Source organism: Microbacterium sp., assembly GCF_035277845.1.
GTDB lineage: Bacteria > Actinomycetota > Actinomycetes > Actinomycetales > Microbacteriaceae > Microbacterium.
The window spans coordinates 1-17,584 of the sequence record NZ_DATEJS010000288.1; the positions used below are offsets into that span (position 1 = coordinate 1).

15 protein-coding genes and 1 pseudogene are annotated in these 17,584 nt (G+C 70.8%); 5 read left to right on the plus strand and 11 right to left on the minus strand.

Annotated elements, in window-relative coordinates; genetic code table 11:
- The 4 genes and pseudogenes from VJR25_RS12570 to rsmA all read right to left on the minus strand — a co-directional run.
- Window positions 1–401: pseudogene (locus VJR25_RS12570) on the minus strand (4-(cytidine 5'-diphospho)-2-C-methyl-D-erythritol kinase); the annotation flags it as partial.
- The gene (gene mgrA, locus VJR25_RS12575; RefSeq protein WP_324115529.1) at window positions 398–1,477 is read right to left on the minus strand and encodes an L-glyceraldehyde 3-phosphate reductase; all 1,080 of its coding nucleotides are present in this window, start codon (window positions 1,475–1,477) and stop codon (window positions 398–400) included. The pseudogene VJR25_RS12570 and the gene mgrA, both read right to left, overlap by 4 nt.
- 26 nt (window positions 1,478–1,503) lie before the next feature.
- The gene (locus VJR25_RS12580; protein WP_324115531.1) at window positions 1,504–2,583 is read right to left on the minus strand and encodes a DUF2235 domain-containing protein; all 1,080 of its coding nucleotides are present in this window, start codon (window positions 2,581–2,583) and stop codon (window positions 1,504–1,506) included.
- 65 nt (window positions 2,584–2,648) lie between these two features.
- A complete protein-coding gene (gene rsmA / locus VJR25_RS12585) occupies window positions 2,649–3,491 on the minus strand; it encodes a 16S rRNA (adenine(1518)-N(6)/adenine(1519)-N(6))-dimethyltransferase RsmA (RefSeq protein ID WP_324115533.1) in 843 nt (280 codons plus the stop codon).
- Between the two features lie 95 nt (window positions 3,492–3,586).
- On the opposite strand from rsmA, the gene VJR25_RS12590 reads away from it, so the two are divergent.
- A complete protein-coding gene (locus VJR25_RS12590; protein WP_324115535.1) occupies window positions 3,587–4,897 on the plus strand; it encodes an MFS transporter in 1,311 nt (436 codons plus the stop codon).
- Here the strand turns inward: VJR25_RS12590 and VJR25_RS12595 are convergent.
- From VJR25_RS12595 to rsmI, 3 genes are read right to left on the minus strand one after another with little or no spacing between them, the layout of a single operon-like run.
- A complete protein-coding gene (locus VJR25_RS12595; protein WP_324115536.1) occupies window positions 4,876–5,778 on the minus strand; it encodes a TatD family hydrolase in 903 nt (300 codons plus the stop codon). The two genes, VJR25_RS12590 and VJR25_RS12595, sit on opposite strands and share 22 nt — an antisense overlap.
- A complete protein-coding gene (metG, locus tag VJR25_RS12600; RefSeq protein ID WP_324115538.1) occupies window positions 5,778–7,349 on the minus strand; it encodes a methionine--tRNA ligase in 1,572 nt (523 codons plus the stop codon). The genes VJR25_RS12595 and metG overlap by 1 nt, the downstream gene beginning before the upstream one ends.
- 43 nt (window positions 7,350–7,392) lie before the next feature.
- Window positions 7,393–8,211 carry a 16S rRNA (cytidine(1402)-2'-O)-methyltransferase gene (gene rsmI / locus VJR25_RS12605; protein ID WP_324115540.1) on the minus strand — a complete coding sequence of 273 codons (819 nt, stop codon included), beginning with the start codon at window positions 8,209–8,211 and terminating at the stop codon, window positions 7,393–7,395.
- Window positions 8,212–8,235: 24 nt separating this feature from the next.
- Between rsmI and VJR25_RS12610 the strand changes: the two genes are divergently transcribed.
- On the plus strand, window positions 8,236–9,810 hold the full coding sequence (locus VJR25_RS12610; RefSeq protein WP_324115542.1) for a dolichyl-phosphate-mannose--protein mannosyltransferase: 1,575 nt from the start codon (window positions 8,236–8,238) through the stop codon (window positions 9,808–9,810).
- A gap of 3 nt (window positions 9,811–9,813) precedes the next feature.
- Here the strand turns inward: VJR25_RS12610 and VJR25_RS12615 are convergent, their stop codons facing one another.
- The 4 genes from VJR25_RS12615 to VJR25_RS12630 form a co-directional block, all read right to left on the minus strand.
- Window positions 9,814–10,293: an Lrp/AsnC family transcriptional regulator gene (locus VJR25_RS12615; protein ID WP_324115544.1), complete on the minus strand. Its 480-nt coding sequence runs from the start codon at window positions 10,291–10,293 to the stop codon at window positions 9,814–9,816.
- Window positions 10,293–11,714: an amino acid permease gene (locus VJR25_RS12620; RefSeq protein WP_324115546.1), complete on the minus strand. Its 1,422-nt coding sequence runs from the start codon at window positions 11,712–11,714 to the stop codon at window positions 10,293–10,295. The genes VJR25_RS12615 and VJR25_RS12620 overlap by 1 nt, the downstream gene beginning before the upstream one ends.
- Window positions 11,711–12,805: a histidinol-phosphate transaminase gene (gene hisC / locus VJR25_RS12625; RefSeq protein ID WP_324115548.1), complete on the minus strand. Its 1,095-nt coding sequence runs from the start codon at window positions 12,803–12,805 to the stop codon at window positions 11,711–11,713. The genes VJR25_RS12620 and hisC overlap by 4 nt, the downstream gene beginning before the upstream one ends.
- Before the next feature lie 163 nt (window positions 12,806–12,968).
- Entirely contained in the window at window positions 12,969–13,799 is an 831-nt protein-coding gene (locus tag VJR25_RS12630; RefSeq protein ID WP_324115550.1) for an aldo/keto reductase, read from the minus strand.
- 132 nt (window positions 13,800–13,931) lie between these two features.
- On the opposite strand from VJR25_RS12630, the gene VJR25_RS12635 reads away from it, so the two are divergent.
- The 3 genes from VJR25_RS12635 to hrpA form a co-directional block, all read left to right on the plus strand.
- Window positions 13,932–14,198, plus strand: a complete 267-nt coding sequence (locus VJR25_RS12635; RefSeq protein ID WP_324115553.1) for a DUF3311 domain-containing protein — start codon at window positions 13,932–13,934, stop codon at window positions 14,196–14,198.
- Window positions 14,198–15,898, plus strand: coding sequence for a monocarboxylate uptake permease MctP (mctP, locus tag VJR25_RS12640; protein WP_324115555.1), 1,701 nt, complete (start codon window positions 14,198–14,200; stop codon window positions 15,896–15,898). The genes VJR25_RS12635 and mctP overlap by 1 nt, the downstream gene beginning before the upstream one ends.
- 55 nt (window positions 15,899–15,953) lie before the next feature.
- Window positions 15,954–17,584, plus strand: a 1,631-nt coding sequence (gene hrpA / locus VJR25_RS12645; protein ID WP_324115557.1) for an ATP-dependent RNA helicase HrpA, incomplete at its 3' end; no start/stop codon positions are given.

Below are 17,584 nucleotides of genomic sequence, written 5' to 3' on the forward strand. Positions count from 1 at the left end.
TGGAGGCTCGAGAGCCCCGTGCCCCAGAGGGCGTCGCACGCGACCAGGGCCGCGGCGGCATCCGCCGATCCGCCCCCCATGCCGCCGGCGACCGGGACCCCCTTGCGGATCTCCAGATGCACGCCCGCGTCGACCCCGCACCGCTCGGCGAGCAGGCGCGCGGCGCGCACCGCGAGGTTGCGGTCGTCCAGGGGCACGTGCGTGAGGTCGACGGACCCCGCCACGGCCACGGTGAACCCGTCCGACGGCGACGCCCAGAGGTCCTCGTACGCGGACACGGCCTGATACGCGGACGCCACCTCGTGGTACCCGTCGGCGCCCAGGGCGCCCACGGCGAAGAACACGTTGATCTTGCCCGGAGCGCGCACGTGCACGCTCGCGTGTGCGAGCGCCTCGCTCACAGGGCGGCCGACACCTTCCACAGATCGACGTCGTCCTCGTCGCCGAGACCGGCCGAGAGCACGTCGATGCGCTCGAGCTCCTCGGCCGAGAACGCCGGGCCGTCGAGTGCGGCGAGGTTCTCGTCGAGCTGCGACGTGCGCGAGGCGCCGATGAGGGCCGAGGTCACGGTCGGGGTGCGCAGCACCCACTGCAGCGCCATCTGCGCGAGTGTCTGGCCGCGCTCCTGGGCGACCACGTTCAGGCCGCGCACGATCGTGAGCCCCCGCTCGGACAGGGGCGAGTCCGGCAGCGACCGGCGCTTCTGGGCGCGGTCCGCGTGGCCGCCGCCGAGATACTTGTCGGTCAGCAGGCCCTGCGCGAGCGGAGTGAAGGCGATCGCGCCCAGCCCGGTCTTGTCGAGCACGCCGGTGAGGCCGTCCTCGATCCACCGGTTGAGGATCGAGTACGACGGCTGGTGGATCACCAGCGGCGTGCCGAGGCTCTGCGCGATGACGACCGCCTCGGCGGTGCGCTCGGCGCTGTACGACGAGATGCCGACGTAGAGCGCCTTGCCCTGCCGCACGAGGGTGTCCAGGGCGCCGATGGTCTCCTCGAGCGGGGTGACGTCGTCGAAGCGGTGCGAGTAGAAGATGTCGACGTGGTCGAGACCCATCCGGCCGAGCGACTGGTCTGCGCTCGCGAGGATGTACTTGCGCGATCCGTACTCGCCGTACGGGCCCGGCCACATGTCCCAGCCCGCCTTGGACGAGATGATCAGCTCGTCGCGGTACGGGCGGAAGTCCTCGCGGAAGAGGCGGCCGAAGTTCTTCTCGGCCGAACCGTACGGCGGGCCGTAGTTGTTGGCGAGGTCGAAATGCGTGATGCCGTTGTCGAAGGCGTGCCGCAGCAGCGCGCGCTGGTTGTCGATCGGCATGTTGTCGCCGAAGTTCCACCACAGGCCGAGGGAGATCGGGGGCAGGTAGAGGCCGGAGACCCCCACCTGGCGGTAGCCGAGGCGTCCGTAGCGGTCGGCGGCCGCCGCGTACGGACGGTGCAGGTCGGGAACGTTCGTGGACAGCCGCGACGATTCAGTCATGCTGACGAGGCTAGCGCGCAGCGCCGTCATCCGTCATCGCGTGGCCGGGCCGGCGGAGCGACCGCGGTCCAGTCCGCGTCGGCCCACACCACGTCCTCGGGGATGCGCGGACGGTAGGCCGGCACGGCCGCGATGCGCTCCCGCACCGTGGAGTGCAAGTGCGCCCCGGCGGGGCTCGGGCGGCGGCGAGGAACCAGCAGATCCCACACCGCCCTGTTGCGGTGCGCGCCACCGAGCGCGTCGGAGGCCGCGACGGCCGCGAACAGGGTGGTGACGGTGTCGGGCGGCCCCACCTGCTTGAGCAGCAGACCCTCCTGACGCGCCCCTTCCAGCACCCAGCGCAGGGTGATCGTCGACAGCCGGCAGTCGTCGCCGAACGTGCCGCCGACGTCGACGTGGATGCCCGCGAACCACACCTCCTCGCAGTTCGGGTGGGCCGGATCCACGAGGTTCTCGCGGAACGGGCGGCGCCGTTCGTCGATCGAGACCGCGTGGCGGATGCGCTGCGCGTTGGGCAGCTTGCGGGTGAACGGCCAGTCCGGGGCGAACCGCGCGATGCCGAGCGCCTTGACGGTGTCCCACACCCCGAGGTACGTCACGGGGATGGTGCGGCGCCCGTCCGGATGCCGGCAGAACACGTCGACGAACCGGTCGATCGTCGGCCAGTCCACGTTCTCCGAGCCGCCGCGCCGGGCGTACAGCGCCACGGCGAACTGCAGCATGTTCTCGGTGCCGCGCCGCAGCAGCCCGATCGTGCGCAGCATCCCGACCAGTGCCCGCGCGGTGAAGGCCCCGCGGCTGAACCCGAAGACGAACACGCGGTCGCCCGGCTCCCAGTTCTTGACGAGCCACAGGTAGGCGTCGCCGAGGTTCGCCCGCAGGCCCTTCCCCCAGATCAGACCGCCCATGCGGGTGATCCAGCGCGCGAGCGGCCCCCACGCGCCGGGTGCGGCTTCGGTGCCGACGCCCGCGGTGTAGAACGCGATCTGCCGGGCCGGGTCGGACAGGTCCAGCAGGTCGTAGGTCTGCACCGGATTCGAGTCGGTCTTGCGGGAGCGGACCTCGCCCGCGGTTCCGTCGAGGCAGAGCACGAGATTGCGGGGCATGGCGTCCTCCTGGGGCGAGTCCTGTCCAGGAGGAGAGCCGGATCCCGCCGGCTGATACACCCGGTTCAGGGCGCGGTGCGGGCGATCCTCACGAAGTCGTCGATCGTCAGCTGCTCGCCGCGATCCGTGGGCGCCACCCCGGCGCGCTCGAGCACCGCGGAAGCCTCGGCGGCCGAGCCGCCGAGCAGCGGGGCGAGGGCCTGGCGGAGCATCTTGCGACGCTGACCGAACGCCGCGTCGACCACGGCGAAGGTGCGCCGGCGCTCCTCCTCGGTGCCGCGCGGCGCGGCATCCCGCTCGAACGCGACGAGCACGCTGTCCACGTTCGGCACCGGCCAGAACACGTGGCGCGACACCGTCCCGGCGAGCCGCCACGGGCCGTACCAGGCGGCCTTGACGCTCGGTGCGCCGTACACCTTGGAGCCGGGCGGGGCGGCGAGCCGCTCCCCGACCTCGGCCTGCACCATGACGACTCCGCGCTGCAGGTGCGGGAAGGTCTCGAGGAAGTGCAGCAGCACCGGCACGGAGACGTTGTAGGGCAGGTTGGCGACCAGCACCGTCGGGTCGCCGGGGAGCTCCGTGACGCGCAGGGCGTCGGCATCCACCACCGTCAGCGCCTCCGGGGGCACCCCGTGCGCGCGGGCGGTCTCGGGCAGCCGCGCGGCGAGACGGTGGTCGATCTCGACGGCGGTCACCGACGCACCGGTCTCGAGGATCGCGAGGGTCAGCGACCCGAGCCCCGGCCCGACCTCGACCACGCGCTCGGAGGCCTCGACCCGCGAGACATGAACGATCTTGCGGACGGTGTTCGCATCGACGACGAAGTTCTGCCCGAGCTTCTTCGTCGGGGTGACGTCCAGCTCGGCGGCCAGGGAACGGATCTCGGCGGCGCCCAGCAGTTCGATCATCCCCCCATTCTGCCCGGCAGCGGCCCGCCGGACGCGCCGGAGGGCGGGTGTCGTGCCGGTCGGCGGATGTCGGAGCCCCTTCGTACCATGGAAGGATGCCCAGCCTCGTCGACCTCGTCGCACCGCCGCGCCTCGGGCGCGACTTCCGGTGGCTGATCGGCGCGTTCTGGACCAGCAACGTCGGCGACGGGATCGCCCTGTCGGCCGCGCCTCTGCTCATCGCATCGATGACGCACGCCCCCGTGCTCGTGGCCGCCGGCGCCATGCTGCAGTACCTGCCCTGGTTGCTGTTCGGCCTGCATGCGGGGGCGGTGGCCGACCGCCACGACCGGCGGCGGATGGTGATGCTGGCGAACGGGCTGCGCGGCGCCGTCATCGCCGCGCTGTGCGTGTTCCTCGTCACCGGGCACGCCACCATCTGGATCGTGCTGACGGCGGCGTTCCTCTACGGCACCGCCGAGGTGTTCGCGAACTCCGCGGGCAACACGCTGCTGCCGATGATGGTGCGCAGCGAGGATCTCGGCGTCGGCAATGCGCGCATGCAGGCGGGCTACCTCGTCGCCAATCAGATGGCGGGGCCGCCGCTCGGTGCGTTCCTCTTCGCGGTCGGGTCGTTCTGGCCCTTCTTCGTGCAGGTGCTGTGCGTGCTGCTCGCGGTCGTGCTGATCTCGCGGATCGTCTCCGCGACCGTGCCGCCGGCCGACCGCGCACCGGATGCCCCGGCCGCGCACAGCCCGCATCCGATCCGCGAGGGGCTGCACTGGCTGCGCCGCAACCCGCCGGTGCGGACGCTCGTGATCGTCATCCTCGTCTTCAACGTGACCTGGTCGGCGCCGTGGAGCGTGCTCGTGCTGTACGCCACGGAGCACCTGCACATGGGTGAAGTGGGTTACGGCACACTCACCACCGCGTCCGCGCTCGGCGGCCTCCTCGCCGTCACGCTGTTCGGCCGGCTCGAGAAGCACGTGTCGTTCGCCACGCTCATGCGCGTGTGCCTCACCCTCGAGGTGCTCATGCACCTCTCCTTCGCGCTCACGACGTCGGGCGTCGTGGCGTTCGTCATCATGTTCGTGTTCGGCACGTACGCATTCGTCTGGGGGACGATCTCCACGACCGTCCGGCAGCGGCTCGTCCCCATGCACCTGCAGGGACGGATGGCGGCGGTCAACATGGTGGGCGTGTTCGGCGGCATGGTCGTCGGGCAGCTGCTCGGCGGCGTGATCGCCCAGGTGTGGGGGCTCACCGCGCCGTGGTGGTTCGCGTTCGCGGGCTCGGCGCTCACCCTCGTGATCGTGTGGCGGTCGATCTCGCACATCGCTGCCGCCGCACCCGTCGCGGACCGCGCCGCCGGGGGATCAGCGGGGGCTCAGCCGACCGCACCGCCTCAGCTGTCGAACGAGCCGTAGACCTCGAGGGTGTTCGCGGCGACCTGCGCGCACAGTTCGGCGAGGTCCATCCCCAGCTCGGCGGCCATGAACCGCAGCGTCACCGGCACCAGGTAGGGGGCGTTCGGGCGGCCGCGGTGCGGTGCGGGCGTGAGGAACGGCGCATCCGTCTCGACGAGGATGCGCTCACGCGGCGTGACGGCCAGCGCATCGCGCAGATTCTGCGCGTTCTTGAACGTGATGTTGCCGGCGAACGACAGCCAGTAGCCGCAGTCGGCCGCGATCCGGGCCATCTGCTCGTCGCCGGAGAAGCAGTGGAACACCGTGCGGTCGGGCGCCCCGACGCGCCGAAGCGTCTCGAGGACCGCGTCGTGGGCGTCGCGGTCGTGGATCTGCATCGCGATGCCGTGCTTCTTCGCGAGGCCGATGTGGGCCTCGAAGCTCTCGAACTGGGCCGGCAGCCCCTCCGCACCGGTGCGGAAGAAGTCGAGTCCGGTCTCGCCGACGGCGCGCACCCGCGGCTGCGCCGCGAGCTCGTCGATCACGCCGATGGCCTCCTCGAGGCGTCCGGCTTCGGCGTACGCCGGCGCCTCGTTCGGGTGGATCGCCACCGCGGCGAGCACGCGGGGGTGGGATGCCGCCGCCTGCGCCGACCACCGCGACGAGTCGATGTCGCCGCCCGCCTGCACGACGCCGACGATGCCCACCTCGGCGGCGCGGGCCAACTGGTCCTCCACCGTCATGCCCCGGCCGCCCGAGCCCGTGGACGGACCGTCCTGGATCTCGAGGTGGCAGTGGTTGTCGTACATCGGCCCGGGAAGCGGCTCGGGCGACGCCGGGTAGGTGACGTCGCGCGAGCCCTTCTCGCGATGCCGGACGTAGGTGGACGGGTCGTCCGGCATCAGGCCTGCTCGACGCGCGGGAAGAGGGGCGCCAGGCCGTTCACGCTCGTGCCGGGGCGGAGCTGCCCCCACGTTCCGGCCTCCCGCAGCGGCTGGTCGGGGAGCCGGCCCAGCGTCTCCGCGGCGCCCAGCGCGATCCAGAGCTTCTCGGTGGCGATCGGCATCACCGGCGACAGCAGCGCCGCGAGGGCGCGCAGACCCTCCGCCGCGGTGTACAGCACCGTGCCGAGGCGGCCACGCTGGGCGTCGTCCTTCGCCAGCGCCCACGGCTCGTTGTCGGTGATGTAGCCGTTCAGCGCGTCGACGATGGTCCAGATGGCCGTGATGGCCTCGTCGATGCGGAAGCGATCCACCGCGGCATCCGCCGTCGTCGCGGCATCCGCCGTGATCCGCTGGATCTCGAGATCGCCGTCGGTGTAGGTGCCGGCGGGCGGCACGATGCCCTCGAAGTAGCGCTCGATCATCGCGATCGTGCGGGACGCCAGGTTGCCGAAGCCGTTCGCGAGCTCGGCCTGGTAGCGCGCCGACAGATCCTCCCACGAGAACGAGCCGTCGTGACCGAACGGGATCGCGGAGAGGAAGTAGAACCGGTAGGCGTCCGAGCCGAACACGTCGGTGATCTCGGTGGGCGCGATGCCGGTGAGCTTCGACTTGGACATCTTCTCGCCGCCGACCAGCAGCCAGCCGTGGGCGAAGACACCGCGCGGCACCTCCAGGCCCGCCGCCATCAGCATGGCCGGCCAGATGACCGCGTGGAAGCGCAGGATGTCCTTGCCCACGACGTGGTGGCCCGGCCACCGGCGGCCGAACTCCTCGTCATCCGCGCCGTAGCCGATGGCGGTGGCGTAGTTGAGCAGCGCATCGACCCACACGTAGATGACGTGGCTGTCGTCCCACGGCACCTTGATTCCCCAGTCGAACGTGGACCGCGAGATGGAGAGGTCCTTGAGGCCGTTCTTGACGAACGAGACGACCTCGTTGCGCGCCGAGTCCGGGCGCACGAAGTCCGTGTTCTTGTAGAGGTCCAGCAGCGCGTCCTGGAACTCGCTGAGCTTGAAGAAGTAGTTCTTCTCCTGCAGCAGCTCCAGCGGCTTCGAGTGGATCGCGCAGACCTTGAGCCCCTCGAACTCGCCGGTGCCGTCGACGATCTCCGACTCGGTCTTGAACTCCTCGCAGCCGACGCAGTACAGCGCCTCGAACTCGCCCGCGTAGATGTACCCGCGGTCGTGGATGGCCTGCACGAACGCCTGCACCCGCTCTTCGTGACGCGGCTGGGTGGTGCGGATGAAGTCGTCGTTGGCGACGTTCAGCGTCTGCAGCAGCGGGAACCACGACTCGGTGACGAGCTTGTCCACCCACTCCTGCGGGGTCGCGCCGTTGGCGGCGGCCGCGCGCAGCATCTTCTGACCGTGCTCGTCCGTGCCGGTGAGCATCCAGGTGTCGTCCCCGGACTGCCGGTGCCAACGCGCGAGCGTGTCCACCGCCACGGTCGTGTAGCCGTGGCCGATGTGCGGCACGTCACTGGGGTAGTAGATCGGTGTCGTGATGTAGAAGGAGTGGCCTGAAGTCACCCGACGAGTCTAATTCGTGCGGATGCCGTGCTTTTCCTTCATGTCAGCCGCGTACGGCGAGGGCCGCCTGGTAGAGCTCCCGGGAGGAATGACCGGTGTGCGCGGACACCTCGGCGGCTGCCTCCTTGAGCCGCACGCCGGTGCGCACGAGCTCGAGCACCTGGGTGACCGCGTCCGGGAACTCGACGGCGCGCGGCGCGGCGCCGCCGACGACCACCACGATCTCGCCGCGCACCCCGCCGTCCGCCCAGGCCGCGAGTTCGGCCAGACCGCCCCGGCGCACCTCCTCGTGGAGCTTGGTGAGCTCGCGGCACACGGCCGCGGGCCGGTCGGCGCCGAACGCGTCCGCCATGTCGGCGAGGGTCTGCGCGACCCGGGACGGGGATTCGAAGAACACCATCGTGCGGGGCTCGGAGGCGAGGGCTCGCAGGGCGCTGCGCCGCTCCCCCTGCTTGCGGGCCGCGAACCCCTCGAAGGTGAAGCGGTCGGTGGGGAGGCCGGCGACGGCGAGCGCGGTGACGACGGCACTCGGGCCGGGGATCGCGGTGACCTCGACTCCGGCCGCGGCCGCTGCGGCCACGACGCCGTATCCGGGGTCGCTGACCGTCGGCATCCCGGCGTCGCTCAGCACCAGCACGTCGCCGGCGGCTCCGAGTTCCACGATCTCGGCGGCGCGGTCCTTCTCGTTGTGGTCGTGCAGCGCGATCAGACGCGGACGGTTCGCGATGCCGAGCGCGGCGAGCAGCCGCTGCGTGGTGCGGGTGTCCTCCGCGGCGATGACGGTGGCGGTCTCCAGGGCCTCGCGCAGCCGCGCCGACGCGTCCCCGAGATTGCCGATGGGCGTCGCCGCGAGGATGATCACGAGCCCCAGCATAGGCTGGGGCCCATGGCGACGGCCGACCTGCTCATCCCCGACACGAAGCCCTCGCTGTACGACCGGTGGGCGGTGCGGGTGCGCGCGAGCGCGCGGCAGCAGCGGCTCTGGCGCTGGCTCGCACCGACGCTCGTCACGATGCTCGCGGGCCTGCTGCGGTTCGTCGACCTGGGGCATCCGCACGCGCTCGTCTTCGACGAGACGTACTACGTGAAGGATGCCTGGAGCCAGTGGAAGCTCGGGTACCCCGGCACGTGGCCGCCGAACGTCGACGATGCGTTCGCGCGCGGGCACACCGACCTCTACACAGCCGTCGGCAGCTACGTCGTGCACCCGCCGCTCGGCAAGTGGATCATCGGCATCGGCATGTGGCTGTTCGGACCGGACTCCTCGTTCGGCTGGCGATTCATGGTGGCGGTGGCAGGCACGGCGACCGTGCTGCTGCTGTATCTCGTCGCGAAGCGCCTCACCGGCTCGGTCGTGTTCGCGACGATCCCGGCCTTCCTGCTGGCGATCGACGGTCTCGGCATCGTGCTGAGCCGCACCGGGCTGCTGGACGGCATCCTCACCTTCTTCATCCTGCTGACGTTCTGGTTCGTGCTGCTGGACCGGGAACGGCAGCTCGGCCGCCTCGCCGCGGGGATCGCGGCACGTGCCGACGAGCACGGCGGGGTCCACTGGGGACCGGTGATGTGGGGCCGCTGGTGGCTCATCGCCGCCGCCGTCTCGGCGGGGGCGGCGACCGCCGTCAAGTGGTCGGGGCTGTACGTCATCGCCGGCGTGGGCGTCTACGTCATCGTGACCGACCTGCTCGCCCGACGGCGTCTCGGCGTGCTGAACTGGGCCACGGACGGGCTGCGGCAGGGGCTGGCGTCGTTCCTCGTGTCCGTGCCGGTGGCGTTCGTCGTCTACCTCGCCTCCTGGACCGGGTGGCTCGTCACCGACAAGGGCTGGGACCGGCACGCGGCCGACCCGCACCCCGCCACCGGGTTCTTCGCCTGGGTGCCGCTGCCGCTGCAGAGCCTGTGGAAGTACCAGCAGGAGATGTACCAGTTCAACGTGTCGCTGACGACGCCGCACAGCTACGCGAGCCCGGCGTGGCAGTGGGCGCTGCTCATCCGGCCGACGTCCATGTACTGGTCGCAGCGCAAGGGCTGCGGGGACGCCGTCGGGTGCGTGCAGGCGATCTCGAGCATCCCGAACCCGCTGATCTGGTGGGGCGGGGTGGCCGCCGCGATCTTCCTGCTCGTCGCCTTCATCCTGCGGCGGGAATCGACGTACGCGTTCGTGCTGACCGGCATCGCGGCGACGTACCTGCCGTGGCTGGAGTACCCGCAGCGCACGATCTTCCAGTTCTACACGATCGCGATCCTGCCGTTCATGCTGCTCGCGATCGCCTTCGCGCTGCGCGAGATCGCCGGCGGGCCGGATGCCACGAACCGCAGGCGCCTCGCGGGCCAGCGGGTCGTGGTCGTCTACCTGGTCGCGGTGACGGTGATCTCCGCGTTCTGGTATCCGGTGTGGACGGGCATGGAAGTGCCGTACACGTACTGGCGCCTGCACAACTGGATCGTCACCTGGATCTGACCGTCACGGCGCCTGACGGACCGCATGCTCCACGAGCGGGAGCATCCGCCCCGACAGGTGCGTGCGCATCGCGATCGACGACGCCGTACGGGCGACTCCCGGCACCACCGCGATGCGGTCGAGGACGTCCTGCATGAGCCCGGCGTCGGGCGCGACGACGCGCAGCTGCATGTCGCTCGCCCCCGTGACGGTGTACATGTCGACGATCTCCGGGATCGCCTCGGCGAGGGCGGTCGCGACGTCGTCGTGGCCCACCTTCTGGTCGATCTCGACGAGGCAGAACGCGGTCAGGCCGTAGCCGAACGCCCGCGGCTCGAGGCGGGGCACGATGCCCTCGATGACGCCGCTCTCGTGGAGGCGCGCGAGACGGCTCGTCACCGTCCCGCGCGCCACCCCGAGACGCCGGGCGCATTCCAGCACCGGCAGCTGCGGCTCGTCCGTCAGCAGGCGGATGAGGGCGGCATCCAGCCGGTCGAGCTGCATCAGCGCTGCTCCACGTTCTCCGGGATCGCCGGATCGGCCTTGAGAACGCCGGGTCGGGCGGAGCCCCGCGTGAGTCGCGCGACGATCACCAGCACGATGGTCAGCCCGATCGTCAGCAGCAGCTGGATGCGGGCGGCCTCGTCGAGCATGGCGAGCAGGATGACCCCGGCCAGCAGCGCGAGCGTCACGACCGACAGCCAGGGGAACCCCCACATCCGCATCGGCAGCGTCTCGCCCGCGGCATCCGCCCGGCGGCGCAGGATGATCTGCGACACGGCCGTCGCCGTCCAGATCACCAGCAGCGTCGAGCCCACGACGTTCAGCAGCGCGGGCAGCACCGCATCCGGGAACAGCCAGTTGAGGATGACGGTGACGAACCCGAACGCGACCGAGGCGAGCACCGCGACCCGGGGGACGCCGCTCGCGCTGACGCGGGTCGCGGCGAGAGGCGCGAGTCCCCGCTCGCCGAGGGAGAACGCCATGCGGGATGCCCCGTAGATGTTCGCGTTCATCGCCGACAGCAGCGCGACGACGACGATGAGCGACATCACCAGGTCCACGCCGGGCAGGCCGAGGGTCGCGAGCACCGCCGAGAACGGGCCGGCCTTCACGGCCGGATCGTTCCAGGGCAGCACGGTGACGATCACGAAGATCGACCCGACGTAGAACACGAGGATGCGCACCATGACCTGGCGCACGATGCGGCGGATGTTGTGCGAGGGATCGTCGGATTCGGCCGCGGCGATCGCGACGACCTCGGTGCCGCCGAACGCGAACACGACGATCAGGAGGGCGCCCGCCATGCCGGCGATGCCGGCCGGGAAGAACCCGCCGTGGCCGCCGAGGTTCGACGCCCCCGTCGCGTGGTGCCCGGGGATGACGCCGGCGATCGCGCACACGCCGACGACGAGGAACGCGATGATCGCGATCACCTTGATCGCGGCGAACCAGTATTCGAAGCGGCCGTAGTTGCGCACGCCGAAGAGGTTCACGACGGTGAGCGCCACGACGAAGACGAGCACCCACAGCCACTCCGGCAGTCCGGGCACCCACCCGGCGACGATGCCTGCGGCGCCGGTCGCCTCGGCGGCGATCACCACGACGAGCTGGATCCAGTACAGCCAGCCGACGGCGCTGCCGACGCTGCGCCCCATGGCCTTCTGCGCGTACGAGCTGAACGCCCCCGAGCTCGGATTGGCCGCCACCATCTCGGCGAGCATCGTCATGACGAGCACGACGACGGTGCCGGCGATGAGATACGAGATCAGCACGGCGGGACCGGCGATGCCGATCGCCTGGCCCGAGCCGACGAACAGGCCGGCGCCGATCGCGCCGCCGAGGCCCATCATGGAGATCTGCCGGCGGGTGAGCCCCGGGTGCAGTCCCTTGGTGGTCGTGGTGGTCACCGGGACTCCGGTCATGCGTGCGCCTCCTCGTGGGCAGCGGTCAGGGCCTGGGCCACCGCGTGGGCGACCCGGTCGATGTCGGGTTCGGACCCGGCCGAGATGCGCACGCCCTCACCGGGGAAGGTGCGCGCGACGACGCCGCCGGCCTGCAGCAGCTCGTCGAGCTCCACGGCGCGGTCGCCGGCGGGCACCCACACGAAATTGGCCTCGCTCGCGACGGCGGGCCAGCCGGCATCCCGCAGCACGGCGAGAAGACGCTCCCGCTGGGCGACCACCTCGTCGATGCGCTCGGCGAGTTCGTCTTCGGCGTCGAGGGACGCGACGGCCGCGGCCTGCGCGAGATCGGTGACGCCGAAGGGCACGGCGACCTTGCGCTGACCGTCCGCGACGTCGACGGGCGCGATCGCATAGCCGATGCGGAGCCCCGCGAGCCCGTACGCCTTCGAGAAGGTGTGCAGCACGGCGACGTGCGGGTGGCGGCGGAACAGGTCGATGCCTGCGCCACGATGGGGGCCGGAGAAGTACTCGCTGCGGTCGAAGTGCACGTACGCCTCGTCGATGACCACGAGCACGTCCCGCGGGACGGCGGCGACGAAGCGCTCCAGGTCGGCCGCGCCGACCACCGTTCCGGTGGGGTTGTTCGGGTTGCAGACGAAGACGAGCCGCGTGCGCGGCGTGATCGCGGCGAGCATCGCATCGAGGTCGTGCCGGTGCTCGGCATCCAGCGGCACCTCGACCGGAACCGCGCCGGCGATGCGCACGAGCGACGGGTAGGCCTCGAACGACCGCCAGGCGAACACCACCTCGTCGCCGTCGCCTGCCACCGCATTGATGAGCTGCGCGGCGAGCTCGACCGAGCCGGCGCCGACCGTCACCTGCGCGGCATCCACGTCGTAGCGCTCGGCGAGCCGGGCGATGATCTCGGGCGCGTTCATGCGCGGGTAGCGGTTGATCGTCGACAGTTGCTGTTCGAGGGCGCGGACGACCGACGGCAGCGGAGGATGCGGCGACTCGTTGGAGGAGAGCTTCGACGCGCCGGCGGGGGCGGCGCGACCCTGTCGGTAGGCGGGGATGGACTCGAGTCCGGGACGGGAGGGAAGGGTCATCGTGTGAGCATCCTTGCGTGCGGGGACGGCGGCCTTGCCGTCAGGCTGCCACGATAGGGATCACCGCGCCGTCGAGCAATCGGCACATCGCACGGTGAACACATCGCACAGAATGACGGGCGAAGTCCCGCCCCCGCTATGCAGATTGCGCAGCAGATGCGCGTCAGTTCACCTCGTCGGGATGCGCCGACACGCGGCCGTCCACGCGGTCGAGCCCGTCGATCGCGTCGAGCTCGGCTGCGGTCAGGTCGAAGCCGAACACGTCGAGGTTCTCGGCGAGGCGCTCGCGGTGCACTGACTTCGGGAACAGGATGCGGCCGCGCTGCAGATGCCAGCGGATGACGACCTGCTGCGGCGTCTTGCCGTGCGCGGCGGCGGCAGCCGCGATGGGCTTCTCGGCGGACAGGTCGTACTTGCCCTGGCCGAGGGGGCCCCAGGCCTCGATCTTCACGTCGTGCTGCGCGGCGAGGCTCGTGACCTCGCGCTGCTGGTAGGCGGGGTGCAGTTCGATCTGGTCCACCGCGGGGACCACGCCGGTCTCGTCGATGACGCGCTGCAGGTGCGGAGCGAGGAAGTTCGAGACGCCGATCGAGCGGGCGAGGCCCCGCTCGCGGATGCCGATGAGCTTCTCCCACGCGTGCACGTAGTCGTCCTTCGCAGGGGTCGGCCAGTGCACGAGGTACAGGTCGACGCTGTCGAGGCCCAGCTTCTCGAGGCTCTCCGCGATCGCGGCGTCCGGCTCGTCGCCGTCATGCCGGTCGTTCCAGAGCTTGGTGGTGACGAAGAGGTCGTCGCGGGCGACGCCGGATGCCGCGATCGCCGCGCCGACGCCCTCCTCGTTGCCGTAGATCGCCGCGGTGTCGATGTGCCGGTAGCCGAGCTCGAGGGCTTCGCTCACCGCCCGCTCGGTGTCGGCCGGGGGCACCAGGAAGACGCCGTAGCCGAGCTGGGGAATCGTGAATCCGTCGTTGAGCGTGATGTCGGGAACCGTCATGCCTCCAGCCTACGAGCCGATCCGGCCCGCGGGCGCGGGGCCTTGACGCGGGGCGTGCGGCGGAGAAAAGTGCAGATCGGGAGCCCATGTTCGCGACCCCCGGACACGACTGCATTCCGGAAGGATCACATGATGTCCATCGACACGCCCACGCGCGGCCCGGCCAGGCCCGCCCCGTACATCGTCTCCGGCATCCTGATCGCGGTGGCGATCGTCATGCCGCTGCTGGTGCCCATGTACGCACGGCACGACCCCATGTTGTGGGGCATCCCGTTCTTCTACTGGTACCAGCTGCTCTGGGTCTTCATCGCCTCGGGGCTCCTCGCGATCGCCTACGTGATCATGCGCAGAGAGGACCGCCGTCGCCGCGCCGAGGTGCGCGAGAGGAGGGTGCGCTGATGCTCGCCGTGACCGCCGTGACCCCGACGCCGCCGAACCGGCCGGTGGACTGGGTCCCGCTGACCATCGTGATCGTGCTGTTCGTCGCCGTCGCCGTGATCGGATTCCTCGCCTCACGCTGGCGCACCGCCCCGGCCGACCGCGGCATGGAGACCCTCGACGAATGGGGCCTCGGCGGACGCGGATTCGGCACCTGGGTGACCTGGTTCCTGCTCGGCGGGGACCTCTACACGGCGTACACGTTCGTGGCGGTCCCCGCGGCCATGTGGGCCTCCGGTGCCGTCAGCGGGTTCTTCGCCGTGCCGTACACGATCGTGCTGTACCCGATCGTGTTCGTGCTGATGTCCCGCCTGTGGTCGGTGTCGCACCGGCACGGCTACGTCACGCCCGCGGACTTCATCGGCGGGCGCTACGGCAGCCGGTCCCTGTCGCTGGCGGTGGCGGTCACCGGCATCGTCGCGACCATGCCGTACATCGCGCTGCAGCTGGTCGGCATCAAATCCGTGCTGACCGTCCTCGGTCTCGGGTCCGACACCAATGCGTTCATGGCGGACCTGCCGCTGATCATCGCCTTCCTGGTGCTCGCCGCGTACACGTACACCGCGGGACTGCGCGCGCCGGCGCTGATCGCGGTCGTCAAGGACATCCTCATCTACGCCGCGATCATCGTCGCGATCATCTACCTGCCGACGAAGTTCGGCGGCTGGGACGCGATCTTCCACGCCGCGGACGTGAAGCTCAGCGCAACCAACCCCGCCACCGCCAAGCCGTTCGGCGCGGTCATCCCGGGCGCGGCGAACTTCAACGCCTACTGGACGCTGGCGCTCGGCTCGGCGATGGCGCTGTTCATGTACCCGCACTCCATCACCGGGGTCCTGGCCACGAAGAGCCGCAACACGATCCGCCGGAACGCCATGATCCTGCCGCTGTACTCGCTCATGCTGGGCGGCCTGGCCCTGCTCGGCTACGTCGCGATCAAGGCCGGCACGCAGCCCGTCGACGTCAACGGCTCGATCAACGCGCAGCTGGTCGTCCCGCAGCTGTTCAGCGACGCGTTCCCGAAGTGGTTCGCCGGGATCGCGCTGGCCGCCATCGCGATCGGTGCGCTCGTTCCCGCCGCGATCATGTCGATCGCGGCCTCCAACCTGTTCACGCGGAACGTGTACCGCGACTTCTTCAAGAAGGATGCCACCCCCGCGCAGGAGGCGAGGGTGTCCAAGCTGGTGTCGCTCATCGTCAAGGTGGGCGCGCTCGTCTTCGTGCTCGGCATGGACCAGACGTCCGCCATCAACCTGCAGCTGCTGGGCGGCATCTGGATCCTGCAGACGTTCCCCGCGATCGTCGCGGGCCTGTACACGAGATGGTTCGACAGGTGGGCTCTCCTCATCGGGTGGGCCGCGGGCATCACCTACGGCACCATCGCGGCGTACAACGTCGTCAACCCGGCCACGCACAAGAACTTCGGCGGGTCGATCGCGAACTTCCCGTTCACCGACATCCCGGTCTACATCGGCGTCTCCGCGTTCGTCGTGAACGCGGTCATCGCGGTCGTGCTCACCCTCATCCTGCGGGCGGTCAAGGTGCGCGGCGGCGCGGACGCGACGCGACCGAGCGACTTCGGGGCCGACGAGCACGACCCGAAGGTGGTGCAGATCGAACGCGAGCAGGCGGCCCGGCCGGGCAGCCCGCTCGCACCGTGACCGGAGGCGCCGGCGGGAGAGGAGGCCGGGGCGCGGATTGATACGATCGAAGGCTATGTCCGAGCCCGTGATCTCCTTCCCGCCCGAGCTGCCGGTCTCGGCCGCGCGCGACGAGATCGCCGCCGCCATCCGCGACCACCAGGTCGTGGTGGTCGCGGGAGCGACCGGGTCGGGCAAGACCACGCAGCTGCCGAAGATCTGCCTGGAGCTGGGGCGGCGCGCGATCGCGCACACGCAGCCGCGCCGCATCGCCGCCCGCAGCGTGGCGGAGCGCATCGCCGAGGAGCTGCAGGTGGACCTCGGCGGCGCGGTCGGGTACAAGGTGCGCTTCACCGACAAGGTCTCCGCCGACACGCGCGTCGCGCTCATGACCGACGGCATCCTGCTGAACGAGATCCATCGCGACCGGCTGCTGCGGCGCTACGACACGATCATCATCGACGAGGCGCACGAGCGCTCGCTGAACGTCGACTTCCTGATCGGCTACCTGCGGCGCATCCTGCCCCGGCGGCCCGATCTGAAGGTGATCGTCACGTCGGCGACGATCGATCCGCACAGCTTCGCCCGCCACTTCGCGCGGCCCGGCCGCGACGGCGGCGAACCGGTTCCGGCGCCGGTGATCGAGGTGTCCGGGCGAACGTACCCGGTCGAGATCCGGTACCGGCCGCCCGTCGACGCCGGGGACGAGAAGGCGTCTGAAGGCGCCGGCGACGACATCGACGCGCTGACCGCGGCCCTGCGCGAACTCGACCGCGAGCCGGCCGGCGACGTGCTCGTGTTCCTGCCCGGCGAGGCCGAGATCAAGGACGCCGCCGATGCGGTGCGCGGACTGTATGCGAAGGATGCCGCCCCCACCGAGGTGCTCCCCCTCTACGGGCGCCTGTCCGCCGCCGAGCAGCATCGCGTCTTCGAACGCTCCGCCGTCGCCGGCCTGCGCCGGCGGGTGATCCTCGCCACCAACGTGGCCGAGACGAGTCTCACGGTGCCCGGCATCCGGTATGTCGTCGACACCGGAACCGCGCGCATCTCGCGCTACAGCAATCGCAGCAAGATCCAGCGCCTGCCGATCGAGGCGATCTCGCAGGCGTCCGCGCAGCAGCGGTCCGGCCGTGCGGGCCGCACCGCGCCCGGCGTCGCGATCCGCCTCTACAGCGAGGAGGACTTCGATCGCCGAGACGAGTTCACCGAGCCCGAGATCCTCCGCACCGGCCTCGCGGCCGTCGTGCTGCAGATGCTCGCCCTCGGCTTCGGGGATGTCGCGTCGTTCCCGTTCCTCACCCCGCCGGACTCCCGTGGCGTCAAGGCCGCCCTCGACCTGCTGGCGGAGCTGGGCGCGGTCACCGAGTCCCGGTCGCCGCGAGACCGGAGCGAGGCGAAAGGCGGCCCGCGCCTCACCGAGCTCGGCCGCGAGATCGCGCGGCTGCCGATCGACCCGCGCTTCGCCCGCATGCTCATCCAGGCCCGCCGGGACGACGTGCTGCCGCAGGTGCTCGCGATCGTCGCCGGCATGTCGATCCAGGACGTCCGCGAGCGCCCCGAGGACAGACGCGACGAGGCGGACCGCCTGCACGCCCGGTTCACGGATCCGACCAGCGACTTCCTCGGCATCCTGAACCTCTGGGAGCACCTGCGCGAGAACCAGCGCGAGCTCGGCTCGAGCGCGTTCCGGCGGCTGTGCCGGGCCGA